This is a genomic window from Mycobacterium helveticum, assembly GCF_007714205.1.
GTDB lineage: Bacteria > Actinomycetota > Actinomycetes > Mycobacteriales > Mycobacteriaceae > Mycobacterium > Mycobacterium helveticum.
This window is the reverse complement of record NZ_VMQU01000061.1, coordinates 1-16,158: the sequence shown is the minus strand read 5'-3', so window position 1 is coordinate 16,158 and position 16,158 is coordinate 1. Positions and strand designations below refer to the sequence as shown.

The window sequence follows — 16,158 nt, the reverse complement described above, 5'->3', positions numbered from 1 at the left end:
CCTCGTTTGCGTTGGCGCGTCTGACCGGTCAGACATCCAGGAATCGAACGTCCCTGGCGTTGCGGGTGATAAAGCTGCGGCGCGCATCGACGTCCTCGCCCATCAGGATGGAGAACAACTCGTCGGCGGCCGCGGCGTCGTCCAGGGTGACCTGGCGCAGCACCCGCACCGACGGGTCCATCGTGGTCTCCCACAACTCTTTTGCGTCCATCTCGCCCAGACCCTTGTAGCGCTGGATACCGTCGTCCTTGTTGATCTTCTTGCCCGCCTTGAGCCCGGCCTCCATCAGGCCGTCCCGCTCGCGGTCGGAGTAGGCGAACTCCGGTTCGGTGCGCTGCCACTTCAACTTGTACAGCGGGGGCTGCGCCAAGAACACGTGCCCGTTCTCGATCAGCGGGCGCATGAACCGGAACAACAGCGTCAACAACAGCGTGGAGATGTGCTGACCGTCGACGTCCGCGTCGGCCATCAGCACGACCTTGTGATAGCGCAGCTTGCTGAGGTCGAACTCGTCGTGGATGCCGGTGCCCAGCGCGGTGATGATCGACTGGACTTCGGTGTTCTTCAGTACACGGTCGATTCGCGCCTTTTCGACGTTGATGATCTTGCCGCGCAACGGAAGAATCGCCTGGAACATCGAGTCGCGGCCGCTCTTGGCCGAGCCGCCGGCCGAATCACCCTCCACCACATAAAGTTCGGACTTACGCGGATCGGTCGAGCGGCAGTCGGCGAGCTTACCGGGCAACCCCCCGATGTCGGTGGCGCTCTTGCGGCGCACCAACTCTCGCGCCTTGCGGGCCGCGATTCGGGCTTGGGCGGACGACACCGCCTTGTTCACAATGACTTTCGCGTCCGACGGATTGGCTTCGAACCAGTGCGTCAGCTGTTCGTTGCACACCTTCTGGACGAATGATTTGACCTCGGTGTTACCCAGCTTGGTTTTGGTCTGACCCTCGAACTGCGGCTCGGCGACCTTGACGGAGATCACCGCGGCCAGGCCCTCGCGGATGTCGTCGCCGGTGAGGTTCGGGTCCTTGTCTTTCAGCAGTTTGCGGTCTTTGGCGTATTTGTTCACCACCGACGTCAGCGCGGCGCGGAAGCCCTCTTCGTGGGTGCCGCCCTCATGGGTGTTGATCGTGTTGGCGAAGGTGTGCACCGACTCGGAGTAGCCGGCGTTCCACTGCATCGCGATCTCGACCTCGTGACCCTCCCCCTTGCCGGAGAAATCCACGATGCTGCTGTGGATCGCGCTCTTGGTGCGGTTGATGTGTTTGACGAAATCCACCAGGCCGCCCGGGTAGTGGAACGTGCGGTGCCTGACCTTGTGGTGCGACGTCGATTCGGCCGCCGTCTCCTGCGCGGACTTGGGCGCTTCGGCGGTGTCGCTGACGATCTCGTCGACGACTTCTGCGTTGCTGACCCGCTCGTCGGTGAGGTTGATCGTCAGGCCCTTGTTCAGGAACGCCATCTCTTGAAGCCGCCGTGCGACCGTCTCGAAGTCGTATTCGGTGGTCTCGAAGATCTCCGGGTCCGCCCAGAACCTGATCACCGTTCCGGTCTTCTTGGTCGCCTCCCCCTGCTTGAGGGTTCCCGGGACGGCGCGTTCGTAGTACTGCGACCACAGGGAGCCGTCGCGTGCGATGTCGACCTCGAGCCGCCTGGAAAGGGCGTTGACCACCGAGACGCCGACCCCATGCAGACCGCCGCTGACGGTATAGCCGCTGTTCTCCCCACCGAACTTGCCCCCGGCGTGCAGCTGGGTCATGACAACGTCGACGGTCGGAATCCCGGTGGAGTGCATGGCGACCGGGATTCCGCGGCCGTTGTCGGCGACCTCGACGCTGCCGTCGTCGCGCAGCTTGACGTCCACCTGGGTGGCGTAGCCGGCCATCGCCTCGTCCACAGAGTTGTCGACGACCTCCCAGATGAGGTGGTGCAGACCGCGTTCACCGGTGGAGCCGATGTACATACCGGGCCGTTTGCGGACGGCCTCCAACCCTTCCAGGACGGTGATCTGGGCAGCGCCGTATTCGTCTTGTGCCTTCTTCTTCTGGGCAGCCACGGTCGGAATGCTCTCCTCGGGGTTTCATGCGAGCGGTTCAGTCACCGCAGCGGTCGCATCCGGTCAAGTCTACCGTGATGGGCAGTCAGGACCGACTTTCTGGGCGCGTTTCTGCCTATCTGGCCGCGCCGTGTGCTCGATTTCTTCATTTGGGTCGCGTCCTGACGTGCGTGACCCGGGTCCGTTTCGTCCTGGCGGATCTGAGACGGCAGGCGCCGACGCCGGCTATCCGTAGGTGTCGCGGGGCCCCCGGCCCGCGATGTGGCGTGGCCCCTTCCGCCACGACGGCGGGACCGGGCCGGTGATCTTCAGCGAAGTCACCACACCATTGCCCACGGCCGCCGCGATCTTGGCCAGCAGCTGCGCCTGGATCATGCGCAACTGGGTGGCCCAGGCGGTGGACTCGGCCGCCACACTGAGCACGCCGTCGCTCAGGCCGACCGGGGCGGCGTGGTCGGCGATCTGCTGACCCACGATCGACGGCCAGTGCCCGAGGACGGTGCCTTCCGCCACCTGCGCGGACCAGCCGCGTTTTTTCGCCAGGTCGCGCGCCAGCCGGCCCAGCGGCTGGGGGTCCCGGCCGTCGGGCCCCGGACCCGACCAGCGTCGCCGCCGCCCGGTGACCCGCCGCGTCGCGGCCGGTAACGCACGCCCGCGCCCGGCGTCCTTGCCCTGGGCGCGCGCGGCCGCGCGCGCCTCCTCGAGCGTGCGGCGCACCAAGTCGATGCCGTTCAATCCCGGTGGCAGCGCGGTGTTGCCGGATTCCGTGTCACCGGAGTCGGTGCCGTCACCGGTCACGATTTCACCATCGAGACGCGCCCGGAATCGTCGTCCCGCAGATCGATGTACACCCGCCTAGCATCCCAGTCCGCCGGAATGTCTTCCAGCACCGCCGCGGTCACCAGAACCTGTTCGGCGGATTCGGCAACCTCGGCCAGCGCACGGCGCCGGGTGGTGTCGAGTTCGGCGAACACGTCGTCCAGCAACAGCACCGGCTCTGCGCCGTCGGACCGCAACAACTCGTACGCGGCCAGCCGCAAGGCCACCGCAAATGACCACGATTCACCGTGGCTGGCAAAACCTTTCGCCGGCTGCTCGCCCAGCCGCAACTCGAGGTCGTCGCGGTGCGGCCCGACCAGACACATCCCGCGCTCCAACTCCGCATCACGGCGCGCCGACAACGCGGCCAAGAGCGCCGCTTCGAGGAATGCGCGGTCACCGCCGGCATCGCCGGCATCGCTGTGCCCGCCCAGGCTCGCCCGGTAGGTGATCGACGCCGCGCGCGACCCCGGCGCCAGCAGCTGGTAGGCCTTTTCCACCTCGGGAGCCAGTTGCCCGACCAGTTCCATACGGACGGCCATCAGATCGGCGCCGTGCTCCGCCAGCCGGCTGTCCCACACCTCGAGGGTGTCCAATGCGCTTTGGTCGCCCCTATATCTTTTTGCACCAAGGGATTTCAACAATGCCGTGCGCTGGCGCAGCACCCTGTCGTAGTCGGCGCGCAGCCCGGCGATCCTCGGCCGACGAACGGTGGCCAGCTCATCGAGATAGCGTCGACGCTCGGCCGGGTCGCCGCGAACCAGCGCCAGGTCTTCCGGAGCGAACAACACCGCACGCAACACCCCGACCACCTCGCGCGTGCTGCGCACCGGAGAGCGGTTCAAGCGCGCCTTGTTGGCGCGCCCCGCCGCGATCTCGAGGTCGACGGCACATTCGCGGCCCTCGTTGACCACGATCGTCGAGACCACGGCCCGCTCGGCACCCGCCCGGACCAGCGGCGCGTCGGTGCCCACCCGGTGCGAGCCCAACGTCGTCGAATACCACAGCGCCTCGATGAGATTCGTCTTTCCGAAGCCGTTGGGACCGACGAACACCGTCCGGCCCGGTCCCAATTCGAGGTCGGCCTGGGCCCAGGACCGGAAATCGCGCAGCCCCAAATGCCGGACGTACACCTAGCCGGGCAACCGAACTGGCATGAGCAAATACACGTAATCGGTCGGCGGGGCGGAGAAGGGACCCGGGCCGGTCGGATGGCCGTCCTCGGCCGACGCCGGACGCAGCAACGCCGGTTTGCCCGGGGTGGTGAAGCCGAACGACACGCGTTCCGAATGGACCGATCCCAGGCCGTCGGTCAGATACGTCGGGTTGAACGCGATCGTCAACGGCTCACCGGCGAAGTCCACCTGCAGGTCCTCCTCGGCGCGGCCGACATCCTCGGCGCCCGCCGAGAGCCGCAGCATGCCCTCGGCGAATTCCATGCGAACCTGCGCGCCGCGATCCGCCACCAGCGCAACCAGCTTGATCGCCTCGGCCAGTTCGGCCACGTTCATGGTGGCCACCGCCGTGTGCTCGGCCGGCAACAGCTGGCGGAACTTCGGGAACTCCGCATCCAGAAGCCGCGTCGTGCTGCGTTTGCCGTTCCCGCTGATACCGAGCAGGCCTTCCTTGCCCACCCCGGCCCCGGCACCCAGGGACAGCCGCACCTCGGACCCGTCGGACCCGGCCTTCGCGGCCTCGGCCAGCGTCTTGGCCGGCACCAACACCGCCGCCTCCACGTCGGGCGACAACGCCGACCAGGTCAGCTCACGCACCGCCAACCGGAACCTGTCGGTGGCCGCCAGAACCACCCTGTCGCCGGAGATTTCGACGCGGATGCCCGTCAGCATCGGCAGAGTGTCATCCCGGCCGGCGGCAATGGCGACCTGGCTGATCGCCTCGGCGAACAGATCCGCGGGCAGCGTACCGGTTTCCTCGGGCAGGGCGGGCAGCGTCGGGTAATCCTCCACCGCCATCGTCGGCAGCGAAAACCGGGCGTTCCCGCAGGTCAAGGCGACGCGGTTGCCGTCGGCGTAGAAATCGATCGGCTTGTCGGGCAGTGCCCTCGTGATGTCGGACAACAACCGTCCCGAAACCAAAACGCTTCCCGGAGAAGCAATTTCGGCCGCGATCTGGGCTTCGGTCGAAACCTCGTAATCGAACCCGGAAATGGTCAGGCCGTCGTCGGTTCCGGACAACAGGATTCCGGACAGGACCGGGACCGCCGGCCTGGTCGGCAGATTCTTCGCCACCCACGACACCGCGTCGGCGAAGGACTCTCGCACCAACCGAAACTTCAGGTCGGTGACGCCAGCTGTTGTCGCCACGTCCATAAGAGTCCCTTCACCTGCCACGTGTCCAAATCCCAGGGCTAGTCTCCCGCTAGCGTGGGTCCCGCGACGAACGTCGATGGCGCAGGTGCGCCATGACGACCGCAACGGCAGCCGAAGAACAACCGTAGATCGTCCGGGGCCATCTTGAAAGCTAATCGCAAGTCCCGACAACGCGAAGACCAACCGGGGCACAGCACCGGTGTCACTCGCGCATCCCCAGAGCCGATTTTCAAAGAATGAAGATCGAAGAGATCTCAGTACCAGTAATAAGGGGTGTGGATGTTGGGGACACCAGGGTTTCAGCGCAGCTAGGGGACTCGTCGGGCTGTGGATGGCAGGCCCGGCGCCTGTGCGTCGCCTGGTGGGCGGCTGGGGATGAACGACGGGTGTGTACGGGAGCGCGATCGGCGCGCCGTCATTCGGCGGCGTTGTGCACATGCCTGCGCACAACGCGCCGGTGTGACTGCTGTGACGGGAGAGTGGGAAGTTTTTTTGAAAAAGAGATGCGCGTCAGCGCTTGGACCGCTGACGGATCCGCGTGGTGAGTTCTTTGACGTGATCGAAGACCTCACGCCGCTCGGCCATCTCGGACAAGATTTTGCGTTGGGCGTACATGACCGTGGTGTGGTCACGCCCGAACGCCTGGCCGATCTTGGGCAGGGAGAGGTCGGTGAGTTCGCGGCACAGATACATCGCGATCTGGCGGGACTGCGCCAGGGCGCGTGTCTTACCCGGACCGCGCAACTCCTCGACGGTGGTGTCGAAGTATTCCGCGGTGGCCGCCATGATGGTGGCCGCGCTGATCTGCATGGTGCTCGCGTCGGCGATCAGGTCGCGGAGCACGATCTCGGCCAGCGCCTTGTCGATCGGTGTCTTGTTCAGCGACGCGAAGGCGGTGACCCGGATGAGGGCCCCCTCGAGTTCGCGGATGTTGCGTTCGATGCTGCTGGCGATCAGCTCGAGGACATCGTCGGGCACCGCGAGCCGGTCCATCTGTGCCTTTTTGCGCAGGATGGCGATGCGGGTCTCGAGTTCGGGGGGCTGGACGTCGGTGATCAGGCCCCACTCGAACCGTGTCCGCAATCGGTCTTCGAGGGTGGCCAGTTGTTTGGGCGGCCGGTCGGAGGAGATGACGATCTGCTTGTTCGCGTTGTGCAACGTATTGAAGGTGTGGAAGAACTCCTCTTGGATTCCTTCCTTGCCCTCGATGAACTGGATGTCGTCGACCAGGAGTACGTCGACGTCGCGGTAGCTGCGCTTGAAGGCGACCTTGCGGTCGTCGCGCAGCGAGTTGATGAAGTCGTTGGTGAATTCCTCGGTCGAGACGTACTTGACGCGCATCCCGGGGAACAGGCGCTGCGCGTAGTTGCCGGCGGCGTGCAGCAGGTGGGTCTTGCCCAGGCCGGATTCGCCCCAGATGAACAGCGGGTTGTAAGCGCGGGCCGGTGCCTCGGCGATTGCCAGGGCCGCTGCGTGGGCGAACCGGTTGGAGGCGCCGATGACGAAGGTGTCGAAGGTGTAGCGGCGGTTGAGGCTCGTTCCGCCGACAGCCGCAGGGTCGGAGTTGCGCGGCCGTTCGGCGAAGTAGTTCGGCCAGCTGTGCTCGGTGCCGAGGGGCACGTCGCCGCTGTCGTCGGGTTCGTCGCTGTCGTCGGCGATGTCGAGTTCGGCGTCGCAGGGGAAGCTTTCCGCGGGGGAAACCGCACCGTCGTCGGTGCCGTCGGGGGGCGGAGCGATGCGGACCCCGAGCTGGATCTGCTGTCCGAGCCGGCGGCTCAGCGCCTCGGTGATGGGTTCGCGCAGGTGGCGTTCGATCTCGTTCTGCACGAAGCTGCTCGGCACCGACAACAGAGCAAAGCCCTCGACGATGGTGAGCGGCTGAACCAGATTCAGCCAGGCCCTTTGCTGAGGGGTCAGGGGGGTGACGAGGGTCGCGCGGTTGCCGGCGGCGCCGTCTGCGGTGGACGCGCCGTTGAGCTCGGAGACGACCGCGCTCCACACCGTCGTGAAGGTCGAACCGGGGTCATCGGTCAACGACGTATCTCCCTGGTCCTCGCATGTCCCGGGTCGAGGGGCACTGACGACGAAGCAACTATCCACATGGTTATGCACAACTGTGTACAGGATGATCGTAGAGCGGGCCGCAGCCTGTCGGCGACAGCTCGCAATCTTCGTGCTGGAGACAACCCGTGGAGGTAGCCTAGGCAGCTAGTGGATCCGGCATCCTTGCTTCGTTGTCGGCCGCCGTCCGAGTCTGGCACGGCATTGCAAGAAGCTAACAGTTTTCTGTGCGGCTGCCAACCGTTCTGTTGCAGTCCAGTTGCCTTGGTTGGGCTCCGGCGGGGCGGTCGCGCGGTGCGGATGCCGGGTTCGGTGGCCGGAGCCGGATGGGTCGTTGGCGCAGGCGAGGTTTGACCCAGGCATAGCTCGTCAGTACCCTCAAACAGTCGCCCGAAAGTCGGCGATACGGCTGCGACCCAAGTTGTCATGGGGGACCGCGCCGGGCCAGCAGCAAGACCCACCACCGACCGTGGTCATGACGACGCTTCCACGGGCGGATGGTCGGGTTACGTGGACCGAGACACAACGAGGAGAACGCCGTGGCCAAGGGCAAGCGGACCTTCCAGCCGAATAACCGCCGCCGCGCCCGCGTGCACGGCTTCCGGCTGCGGATGCGGACCCGCGCGGGGCGCGGGATCGTGGCCAACCGGCGCCGTAAGGGGCGCCGCGCGATCTCTGCCTGATCTTCAGCGACAGGTCTTCTGGCGGTGCTTCCCGCACGCAACCGCATGACGCGGTCATCGGAGTTCGGCGCGACGGTGAAGTACGGGACGCGCGCGGCGCAGCCCGATGTGGTCGTGCATGTTCGCAGGGCGAGCGACCAGGACGCGGGCGCGGGTCCGCAAGTCGGGTTGATCGTGGGCAAGTCGGTGGGCTCGGCCGTCGAGCGCCATCGGGTCGCGCGCAGGCTGCGCCACGTCGCGCGCACGGTGCTGAGCGACCTGGACCCCTCAGACCGGTTGGTCATCCGGGCGTTGCCGAGCAGCAGGCAGGCGTCGTCTGCGCGGTTGGAGCAGCAGCTACGGCGGGGGTTGGTACGTTCGTCGCGGCGGGCGGGCACGGGCCGGTGAGTGTGTTGGCGCGCTCGCGTGGGGCCTCCGGCGGGGTGGGCAAAATCGCCGTCCGCGCAATGGTTTCGCTGATCCAGCTGTACCGGCACATGGTGTCGCCGCTGCGCCCGGCGACGTGCCGGTTCGTACCGACCTGCAGTCAGTACGCGTTGGACGCCCTGACCGAGTACGGGCTGATCCGGGGGAGTTGGCTGGCACTGGTCAGGCTCGCCAAATGTGGACCATGGCATCGGGGGGGTTGGGATCCGATACCGGAGCGATGCGAGCACCGAGCCGCGGCCGGAGGCGCCGCCTCGGCCGCCGCAGTGAAGCAACGGGAGAGGGACACTTTTGTTTGATTTCTTCAGCCTCGACTTCGTCTACTACCCGGTGTCGTGGATCATGTGGGCCTGGTACAAGCTGTTCGCCGCCGTGCTGGGGTCGTCGAACTTTTTCGCGTGGGCACTGTCGGTGATGTTCCTGGTGTTCACGCTGCGCGCGCTGCTGTACAAGCCTTTCGTGCGCCAGATCCGGACCACCCGCCAGATGCAGGAACTGCAACCACAGATCAAGGCGCTGCAGAAAAAGTACGGCAAGGACCGTCAGCGCATGGCGCTCGAGATGCAAAAGCTGCAGCGCGAGCACGGCTTCAATCCCATCCTCGGCTGCCTGCCCATGTTGGCGCAGATCCCGGTGTTCCTCGGCCTGTATCACGTGTTGCGGTCGTTCAACCGCACCACGGGCGGATTCGGCCAGCCGCACCTGTCGGTGATCCAGAACCGGATGACGGGCAACTACGTGTTCAGCGCCGCCGACGTGGGCCACTTCCTGGACGCCAACCTGTTTGGGGCGCCGATCGGTGCGACCATGACGCAGCGCTCCGGGTTGGATGCTTTCATCGATTTCAGCCGCCCGGCGGTGATCGTCGTCGGTGCGCCCGTGATGATCCTCGCGGGCGTCGCCACCTACTTCAACAGCCGGGCCTCGATCGCGAGGCAGAGCGCGGAGGCGGCGGCCAACCCGCAGACCGCGATGATGAACAAGCTTGCGCTGTATGTCTTCCCGCTGGGCGTGGTCGTCGGCGGGCCCTTCCTGCCGCTCGCGATCATCTTGTACTGGTTCTCGAACAACATCTGGACCTTCGGTCAGCAGCACCTCGTGTTCGGCATGATCGAAAAAGAGGAAGCGGCCAAGAAACAGGAAGTCATCCAGCGGCGGGCCGCCAACGCGCCGGCCCCGGGTGCCAAACCGAAGCGCAACCCCAAGGGCGCCGGCGCCAACGGCTCGGCCGCGGTGGGCCAGGACGGCCCGGAGTCGGGGACCTCGACGACGGACGACGGGGGCGACGCCGGCGAAGGCGATTCGAAATCGGGAGACGACGCCGCGGGGAAGCCGAATGCGGTCGGGGGGGGCGACGGTACGGACAACCGGACGCCGCGTCCCGGAGCGCGGCCGAAACGGCGTAAACGTTGACGAGGGTGCCACGGCTCGCAGGGACCGCCTGGCAAGGCCGCCCCGGACGAGCCCGGCACCCATGAACGAGGAAGAGGGAAACACATGACGGACGCGGAAACCACGGAACGTGACGCAGACGTGCAGCTGTCGACCGAGGAGGACACCGAGGAGGCCGCGGCGCCGGCGGGCGGCGCGGACGAAGTCGAGGAATTGGAGGACCGGCTCGTCGCCGAGGGCGAGATTGCCGGCGACTATCTCGAAGAGCTGTTGGACCTCCTGGACTTCGACGGGGATATCGACCTCGACGTCGAAGGCGACCGTGCGGTGGTGAGCATCGGCGGCAGCGACGACCTCACGAAGTTGGTGGGGCGCGGGGGCGAGGTGCTCGACGCGCTGCAGGAGCTGACTCGCCTGGCAGTGCACCAGAAGACCGGTGTGCGCAGCCGGTTGATGCTCGACATCGCGAGCTGGCGACGCCGGCGGCGCGAGGAATTGGCCGCGTTGGGGGACAAGGTGGCCCGGCGGGTACGCGACACCGGCGAGCAGGAAGAGCTGTCCCCGATGACGCCGTTCGAGCGCAAGATCGTCCACGATGCCGTCGCGGCCGTGCAGGGAGTGCGCAGCGAGAGCGAGGGCGTGGAGCCGTCGCGACGGGTCGTGGTCCTGCGCGACTGAGTTACAGCGGTGTAGTTCGCGGGGATGAACGGGGCGCGGCGAGCAGAGGGATGTTTCACGTGAAACCGATCCGAAAATGTTTCACGTGAAACCAGGGGATTCCGACGACGGGCTCGCCGCCCGGCTGTTCGGCCCCCGGCTCGAGCTGGCGCGAAAGTACGCGGAAATCCTGGCGAGCGCCGGCGTCGAGCGCGGACTGCTGGGGCCCCATGAAGCGGAGCGCCTCTGGGAGCGGCACCTGGTCAACTGCGCCGTCGTGGGCGAGCTGGTGCGGCCCGGCGAACGGATCGTCGACATCGGAAGCGGGGCGGGCCTGCCGGGTATTCCGTTGGCCATCGCGCGCCCCGATCTCGACGTCGTGCTGCTCGAACCCCTGCTGCGGCGCAGCGAATTTCTCAAGGAGGCGGTGACCGAATTAGGGTTGGCCGTCGAGGTGGTGCGCGGACGCGCGGAGGAGCTGTGGGTGCGCGAACAGTGCGGCGAGAGGGACGTGGCCGTGTCGCGCGCGGTCGCTCCGCTGGACAGGTTGACGAAGTGGAGCATGCCGTTGCTACGGCCGGGCGGACGGATGATCGCGATCAAGGGGGAACGGGCTCCCGAGGAAGTTCGGCGGCACCGGCGTGTGATGGAGGCGTCGGGCGCCCTCGATGCCAAGGTGGTCACATGTGGCGCGAACGCCTTGCGTCAGCCCGCAACCGCGGTGGTGGCGCGGCGCGGGACGCGGCCGCACCGGCGATCGGCGGGGACGGACTGCGGGGGGGCGCGATGAGTTCGCCTTCGTACGATCGGGCGGCGGGCGGTCCGGCATCCCCGGCCGCGGCCGCGACGGAAAAGTCGCGTGCTGCGGGTTCCGTCGCAGCGCGGGAGTCGGTTCAGGAGGCGGTGACTCCTGCAGAGGAAACGGCGGTCAGTGCGATGGTTTCACGTGAAACATCCGACGACTTCGACACCCCGATCGGCGCGGCGGCGGAGCGCGCGATGCGGGTGCTGCACACGACGTATGAGCCGCTGAACCGGCCCGCGGGGCGCCGGCTCTTCACCGTCGCCAACCAGAAGGGCGGGGTGGGCAAGACCACGACCGCGGTCAACCTCGCGGCCGCGCTCGCGGTGCAGGGACTCAAGACGCTCGTCGTCGACCTCGACCCGCAGGGCAATGCGAGCACGGCGCTGGGCATCGCCGATCGGCAGTCCGGCACCCCTTCGTCGTACGAGATGCTCCTGGGCGACGTCACGCTGGGGGAGGCGGTACAGCAGAGCCCACACAGCGAACGGCTCTTCTGCGTTCCGGCCACGATCGATCTGGCGGGAGCCGAGATCGAGTTGGTGAGCATGGTGGCCCGCGAGAACCGGCTGCGGACCGCGCTCGCGGCGCTCGACGACTTCGACTTCGACTACGTCTTCATCGACTGTCCGCCATCGCTCGGGCTGTTGACGATCAACGCCCTCGTCGCCGCCCCGGAAGTGATGATTCCGATCCAGTGCGAGTACTACGCGCTGGAGGGTGTGTCACAACTGATGCGCAACATCGAGATGGTCAAGGCCCACCTCAATCCGGCGCTCGACGTCACCACCGTCGTGCTGACCATGTACGACGGACGGACCAAGCTGGCCGATCAGGTGGCGGCCGAGGTGCGCCGCTACTTCGGCGCGAAGGTGTTGCGCACGGTGATCCCACGCAGCGTCAAAGTCTCCGAGGCCCCCGGCTACAGCATGACGATCATCGACTACGACCCCGGCTCCCGCGGGGCGATGAGCTACCTCGACGCCAGCCGCGAACTGGCTCGGCGCGACACCCACCAGTCGTGAAGGCACGATCCGTGAAGGGACGATCATGACGCAGCCAGTACGGAAAAAGGGCGGACTCGGCCGGGGCCTGGCCTCGCTGATCCCGACCGGTCCCGCGGACAGCGACACCGGGCGGGCGACCCTCGGGCCGCGGATGGGCGAGGCCGCCGCCGACGTCCTGATCGGGGGCACGGCGCAGGGCACGACGCCGATGGGCGCGGTGTACCGCGAAATCTCGCCGGCCGACATCGAGCCCAATCCGCGCCAACCACGGCAGGTCTTCGACGACGAGGCGCTGGCCGAACTGGTGCACTCCATTCGGGAGTTCGGCCTCCTCCAACCGATCGTGGTGCGCGCGGCGTCCGAGTCGCAGAGCGGCGCGCGCTACCAGATCGTGATGGGGGAGCGCCGCTGGCGCGCAGCCCAGAAGGCGGGAATGGCCACGCTCCCGGCCATCGTGCGGGAGACCGGTGACGACAACCTGCTGCGCGACGCCCTGCTGGAAAACATACATCGCGTGCAGTTGAACCCGTTGGAAGAGGCGGCGGCCTACCAGCAGCTACTCGACGAATTCGGGGTCACCCACGACGAACTGGCGTCGCGGATCGGACGCTCCCGCCCGCTGATCACCAACATGATCCGGCTGCTCAAGTTGCCGATCGCGGTGCAGCGCCGCGTTGCGGCCGGGGTGCTGTCGGCCGGACATGCGCGTGCGTTGCTGTCATTGGAGGCCGGCGCCGCGGCGCAGGAGGAGCTGGCCGGCCGGATCGTCGCCGAGGGCCTGTCGGTGCGGGCGACCGAGGAGGCCGTCACCCTGGCCAATCGGGGCGCCGCTCCCGCGCCGGCTCCGCAGCGGCGGAAGCCGATACAGATGCCGGGTCTGCAGGACGTCGCCGAGCGGCTGTCGAACGCCTTCGACACGCGGGTGACGGTGAGCCTCGGCAAACGCAAGGGCAAGATCGTCGTGGAATTCGGCTCGGTGGACGACCTCCAGCGCATCGTCGACACGATGACCGCCGCCGACGCCTGACCGGCCACACCGTGTAATTACGTCACTGTGACGCGGCGCGGCCGCGAGATGGCGGACGACGGGCTCCGGGAATCGGGTGCCGGGCCGAACATCTTGGGCGCCAAGCCGTTTCGCCTTCGGACGCGCCGCCGACGCGGCGCGGGCACCGGTGTTGCCAATGCCACTCGGGCGGCGGACGCAATACTGGCCCGACGACGACCAACTCTCCTATCCTGAAGGGGTTGCCGCTGCACGCGACCGCAGATGACTGCAGTAACGCACGGAAGCCAGGAGGCTTGTGTCTGCTCGAATCACCCCACTGCGGCTCGAAGGTTTCGAGCAGCTTCCCAAGCATGCGCGTCGCTGCGTCTTCTGGGAGGTCGACCCCGCGACGCTCGGTGACCAGGACCATCTCGCCGACCCGGAATTCGAGAAGGAAGCCTGGTTTTCGATGGTGATGCTGGAATGGGGTTCCTGCGGACAGATCGCGACGCCGGTCGCGGCCGAGCACAGCGACGCCGAGCCGACCTGCATCGGATACGTCCTGTACGCCCCGCCGCGCGCGGTGCCGCGCGCGCAGCGGTTTCCCACCGCGCCGGTGTCCGCCGACGCGGTGCTGCTGACCTCGATGGGCATCGAGCCGGGGCAGGGCGCCGACGACCTGCCGCACCAACTCATCGCCGGGGTCATCGACGAGTTGGTCCGGCGCGGTGTGCGCGCCCTGGAGGCGTTCGGCCGCACGCGGGCGGCCGCGGAATTACAGGATCCGCAAACGGTCGACGCCGACGTGCGCCCCGTCCTGGAAGCCCTCGGGGACTGCTCGGTCGAACATTGCGTCATCGACGCGGACTTCTTGAAAGACGCCGGCTTCGTGGTGGTCGCCCCCCATCGATACTTCCCGCGGCTGCGGCTCGAACTCGACAAGGACCTCGGCTGGAAGGCCGAGGTCGAGGCCGCGCTGGAACGCCTGCTCGCGAGCGCCCAGCTGCAGCAGCCGGTCGGGGCGGGAGCCACGATCACCAACGCGGTGCGCGGCGGCGAGAGCGGTCAGGAGCCGCCGAGCCGGCTCGCGCGCTCCACGGCCAATTCGTGTGCCAGCAACTCCGCGAAAGTGAATGTGCCGGTGGGGCGGTCGTTCTTGCCGAGCAGGTAGAGCCGTTTGACCGCGGCGAGGATGCCCTCGGCGATGGCGTCGCGGGTCTGCGTGGAGACCAGCATGGCGCGGTCGCGCGGGTTGGTGATGTAACCGACGTCGACCTGAACGGTCGGCATCCGGGTCAGCCGCAACAGATCCCACGTCCGGCCATGGGTGCGGCAATCGCGTAAGCCCGTGCGGGCCACAACTTCTCGCTGAATGAAGTCCGCGAGATTACGGCCGATGGTGGACACCGACCCGTGCGAGTTCCCGAAGTGGAACGAGGCCACACCGTTGGCCGCCGGGTTGGGCTGGCTTTCGCAGCGCAGGCTGATCATCAGGTCTGCACCGACATTGTTGGCGGTGGCGGCGCGTTCGGCGTCCGACGGGCTGCGGTTGGTCGGGCGCGACAGGAAGGTCTCCATGCCGATGGCGGTCATCCGCCCCTCGAGCCGGCTTGCCAAGTCCCACAACATATCTGCTTCGCTGATGGGGCCCGACGGGCCCTGCGAGATCAGTCCGTGGTCGCCACCGCCGCGGCCCGGGTCGATGATGATCCGTTTGCCCGACAGTTTGGGGCCCGACCGGCGGACCAGTTCTTCCTCGCGGATCGCATGCAGCGAACCGCCCGTCACGCGCGAACTCAGAAAGTACAAGGAGCGCAACGTTTCCGGCCCGCAGATGCCATCGGAGGCAAGGCCGCACTCCCGTTGGTACGACATCAGCGCGTTGTGGGTCTGCAACCCGAAGTGGCCGTCGACCAGGCCGGTGTAGAAGCCGAGGTCCTGTAGCCGGGCCTGCAGCGTGGCGACGTCGTCACCGTAGAGCGGGGCCCCGAACTGGTGATAGAGGGTGCGCGCGCCCAGCCGGTAGGAGGCCTCCTTCAGGGCGCGGTACGTGGCTTCGCCGACGATGCCGTCCACCAGCAGTCCGCGATGCTGCTGGAAGGCACGCACAGCGTAGTCGAGTTCGGCGTCAAAGAGCTCGAGGGGCACGTGCCGGCCCGTCGCCAGCTCCTCCGCGGAATCGTCGAGCAGTCCCAGCGACGCCAGCGTGGCCCGGATCTCTGCCACGACTGCGCTGCGGTCACCACGACGCAGCGCGTCGCCGTCTTCGCGGCGCGGACTCGGCATACCAAGGGGCCCTTCGTGGCAAGTGTGACAGGCTCGATTTCGGGTGACAGCTAACAGCGATTGTCGCAGATACCTCCCAATTTCGGGAAAACCCCAGGCGAAGCGCGGGGCGCGGAGCGGCCCGAAAGTTCGGTCAGCTCAGGCCGGGAACCGCGTCGGAAAGCTCACGCAGCAACGCGGCCTTGCCTTTGGCCCCGACGATCCGTTTCACCGGTTGCCCGTCTTTGAACAGGATCATCGTGGGGATGGACACCACCTGAAACTGGGTGGCGGTCTGGGGGTTGGCGTCCACGTCGAGCTTGGCGACCGTCAGCTGCTCGGGGTGTTCGGCCGCGATCTGCTCGAGCACTGGGGCCACCATCTTGCACGGGCCACACCAGGTCGCCCAAAAGTCAACCAGCACAGGCTTGTCGCTGGAGAGGACCTCCGTGGCGAACGACGCGTCGGAGACTTCCATTGTGCCGCCGGCCTTTTCGGTATCGGTCATCGTGCCACTCCAATCAATGTGTCGGTACTGCCGGTCTTTTCGGCTCCTGTTGAGTTGTCGACGGCCACCGCGGGACCGTCCTGCTCGGCCAGCCAGCGTTCGGCGTCGATGGCCGCCGCACAACCGCTGCCGGCAGCGGTGACGGCCTGACGGTAGGT

General features: G+C 67.1%; 15 protein-coding genes and 2 pseudogenes. 9 read left to right on the top strand and 8 right to left on the bottom strand.

Translation table 11 applies throughout. The annotated features are described in order from the left end of the window. Positions 1-28: 28 nt before the first annotated feature. From gyrB to dnaA, 5 genes are all read right to left on the bottom strand, one after another. Entirely contained in the window at positions 29-2,062 is a 2,034-nt protein-coding gene (gene gyrB / locus FPZ47_RS15210) for a DNA topoisomerase (ATP-hydrolyzing) subunit B (protein ID WP_144952382.1), read from the bottom strand. A 225-nt stretch (positions 2,063-2,287) separates the two neighbouring features. Continuing rightward, positions 2,288-2,860, bottom strand: a complete 573-nt coding sequence (locus FPZ47_RS15205; RefSeq protein WP_144952384.1) for a DUF721 family protein — start codon at positions 2,858-2,860, stop codon at positions 2,288-2,290. Continuing rightward, a complete protein-coding gene (recF, locus tag FPZ47_RS15200) occupies positions 2,857-4,014 on the bottom strand; it encodes a DNA replication/repair protein RecF (RefSeq protein ID WP_144952386.1) in 1,158 nt (385 codons plus the stop codon). The genes FPZ47_RS15205 and recF overlap by 4 nt, the downstream gene beginning before the upstream one ends. Next, positions 4,015-5,211 (bottom strand): DNA polymerase III subunit beta, encoded by a 1,197-nt coding sequence (dnaN, locus tag FPZ47_RS15195; protein ID WP_144952388.1) that lies wholly within the window; start codon positions 5,209-5,211, stop codon positions 4,015-4,017. 510 nt (positions 5,212-5,721) lie between these two features. After that, positions 5,722-7,245 (bottom strand): chromosomal replication initiator protein DnaA, encoded by a 1,524-nt coding sequence (gene dnaA / locus FPZ47_RS15190; protein WP_144952390.1) that lies wholly within the window; start codon positions 7,243-7,245, stop codon positions 5,722-5,724. 566 nt (positions 7,246-7,811) lie between these two features. On the opposite strand from dnaA, the gene rpmH reads away from it, so the two are divergent. The 9 genes and pseudogenes from rpmH (at position 7,812) to FPZ47_RS15145 (ending at position 14,398) form a co-directional block, all read left to right on the top strand. Next, entirely contained in the window at positions 7,812-7,955 is a 144-nt protein-coding gene (rpmH, locus tag FPZ47_RS15185; protein ID WP_144952392.1) for a 50S ribosomal protein L34, read from the top strand. Between the two features lie 24 nt (positions 7,956-7,979). Next, complete coding sequence (rnpA, locus tag FPZ47_RS15180; protein WP_144952394.1) at positions 7,980-8,342, top strand: ribonuclease P protein component; 363 nt, start codon at positions 7,980-7,982, stop codon at positions 8,340-8,342. A 59-nt stretch (positions 8,343-8,401) separates the two neighbouring features. Further along, complete coding sequence (yidD, locus tag FPZ47_RS15175; protein ID WP_144952396.1) at positions 8,402-8,680, top strand: membrane protein insertion efficiency factor YidD; 279 nt, start codon at positions 8,402-8,404, stop codon at positions 8,678-8,680. A 43-nt stretch (positions 8,681-8,723) separates the two neighbouring features. Next, positions 8,724-9,794: a membrane protein insertase YidC gene (yidC, locus tag FPZ47_RS15170; protein ID WP_246133434.1), complete on the top strand. Its 1,071-nt coding sequence runs from the start codon at positions 8,724-8,726 to the stop codon at positions 9,792-9,794. Between the two features lie 84 nt (positions 9,795-9,878). After that, positions 9,879-10,451 (top strand): Jag family protein, encoded by a 573-nt coding sequence (locus FPZ47_RS15165; RefSeq protein ID WP_144952400.1) that lies wholly within the window; start codon positions 9,879-9,881, stop codon positions 10,449-10,451. Positions 10,452-10,527: 76 nt separating this feature from the next. Next, a complete protein-coding gene (rsmG, locus tag FPZ47_RS15160) occupies positions 10,528-11,220 on the top strand; it encodes a 16S rRNA (guanine(527)-N(7))-methyltransferase RsmG (protein WP_144952402.1) in 693 nt (230 codons plus the stop codon). 146 nt (positions 11,221-11,366) lie between these two features. Further along, a pseudogene (locus FPZ47_RS15155) lies at positions 11,367-12,286 on the top strand (ParA family protein). Beyond that, positions 12,283-13,266: a ParB/RepB/Spo0J family partition protein gene (locus FPZ47_RS15150; protein ID WP_144952406.1), complete on the top strand. Its 984-nt coding sequence runs from the start codon at positions 12,283-12,285 to the stop codon at positions 13,264-13,266. Before FPZ47_RS15155 ends, FPZ47_RS15150 begins: the two are co-directional and overlap by 4 nt. A 277-nt stretch (positions 13,267-13,543) precedes the next feature. Further along, complete coding sequence (locus tag FPZ47_RS15145; protein ID WP_144952408.1) at positions 13,544-14,398, top strand: acetyltransferase; 855 nt, start codon at positions 13,544-13,546, stop codon at positions 14,396-14,398. Here FPZ47_RS15145 and FPZ47_RS15140 read toward each other — a convergent pair. The 3 genes and pseudogenes from FPZ47_RS15140 to FPZ47_RS15130 form a co-directional block, all read right to left on the bottom strand. Beyond that, positions 14,293-15,513: an N-acetylmuramoyl-L-alanine amidase gene (locus FPZ47_RS15140; RefSeq protein ID WP_144952410.1), complete on the bottom strand. Its 1,221-nt coding sequence runs from the start codon at positions 15,511-15,513 to the stop codon at positions 14,293-14,295. The genes FPZ47_RS15145 and FPZ47_RS15140 overlap by 106 nt on opposite strands. A gap of 133 nt (positions 15,514-15,646) precedes the next feature. Beyond that, positions 15,647-16,000: a thioredoxin gene (gene trxA, locus FPZ47_RS15135; protein WP_144952412.1), complete on the bottom strand. Its 354-nt coding sequence runs from the start codon at positions 15,998-16,000 to the stop codon at positions 15,647-15,649. Continuing rightward, a pseudogene (locus FPZ47_RS15130) lies at positions 15,997-16,158 on the bottom strand (thioredoxin-disulfide reductase); the annotation flags it as partial. The pseudogene FPZ47_RS15130 and the gene trxA, both read right to left, overlap by 4 nt.

Excerpts from the sequence above, each read along its gene's own strand:
- dnaN (WP_144952388.1), bottom strand. The coding sequence starts at position 5,211 with ATGGACGTGGCGACAACAGCTGGCGTCACCGACCTGAAGTTTCGGTTG.
- yidD (WP_144952396.1), top strand. The coding sequence starts at position 8,402 with ATGGTTTCGCTGATCCAGCTGTACCGGCACATGGTGTCGCCGCTGCGC.
- yidC (WP_246133434.1), top strand. The coding sequence starts at position 8,724 with ATGTGGGCCTGGTACAAGCTGTTCGCCGCCGTGCTGGGGTCGTCGAAC.
- FPZ47_RS15165 (WP_144952400.1), top strand. The coding sequence starts at position 9,879 with ATGACGGACGCGGAAACCACGGAACGTGACGCAGACGTGCAGCTGTCG.
- rsmG (WP_144952402.1), top strand. The coding sequence starts at position 10,528 with ATGTTTCACGTGAAACCAGGGGATTCCGACGACGGGCTCGCCGCCCGG.
- FPZ47_RS15150 (WP_144952406.1), top strand. The coding sequence starts at position 12,283 with ATGACGCAGCCAGTACGGAAAAAGGGCGGACTCGGCCGGGGCCTGGCC.
- FPZ47_RS15140 (WP_144952410.1), bottom strand. The coding sequence starts at position 15,513 with ATGCCGAGTCCGCGCCGCGAAGACGGCGACGCGCTGCGTCGTGGTGAC.
- trxA (WP_144952412.1), bottom strand. The coding sequence starts at position 16,000 with ATGACCGATACCGAAAAGGCCGGCGGCACAATGGAAGTCTCCGACGCG.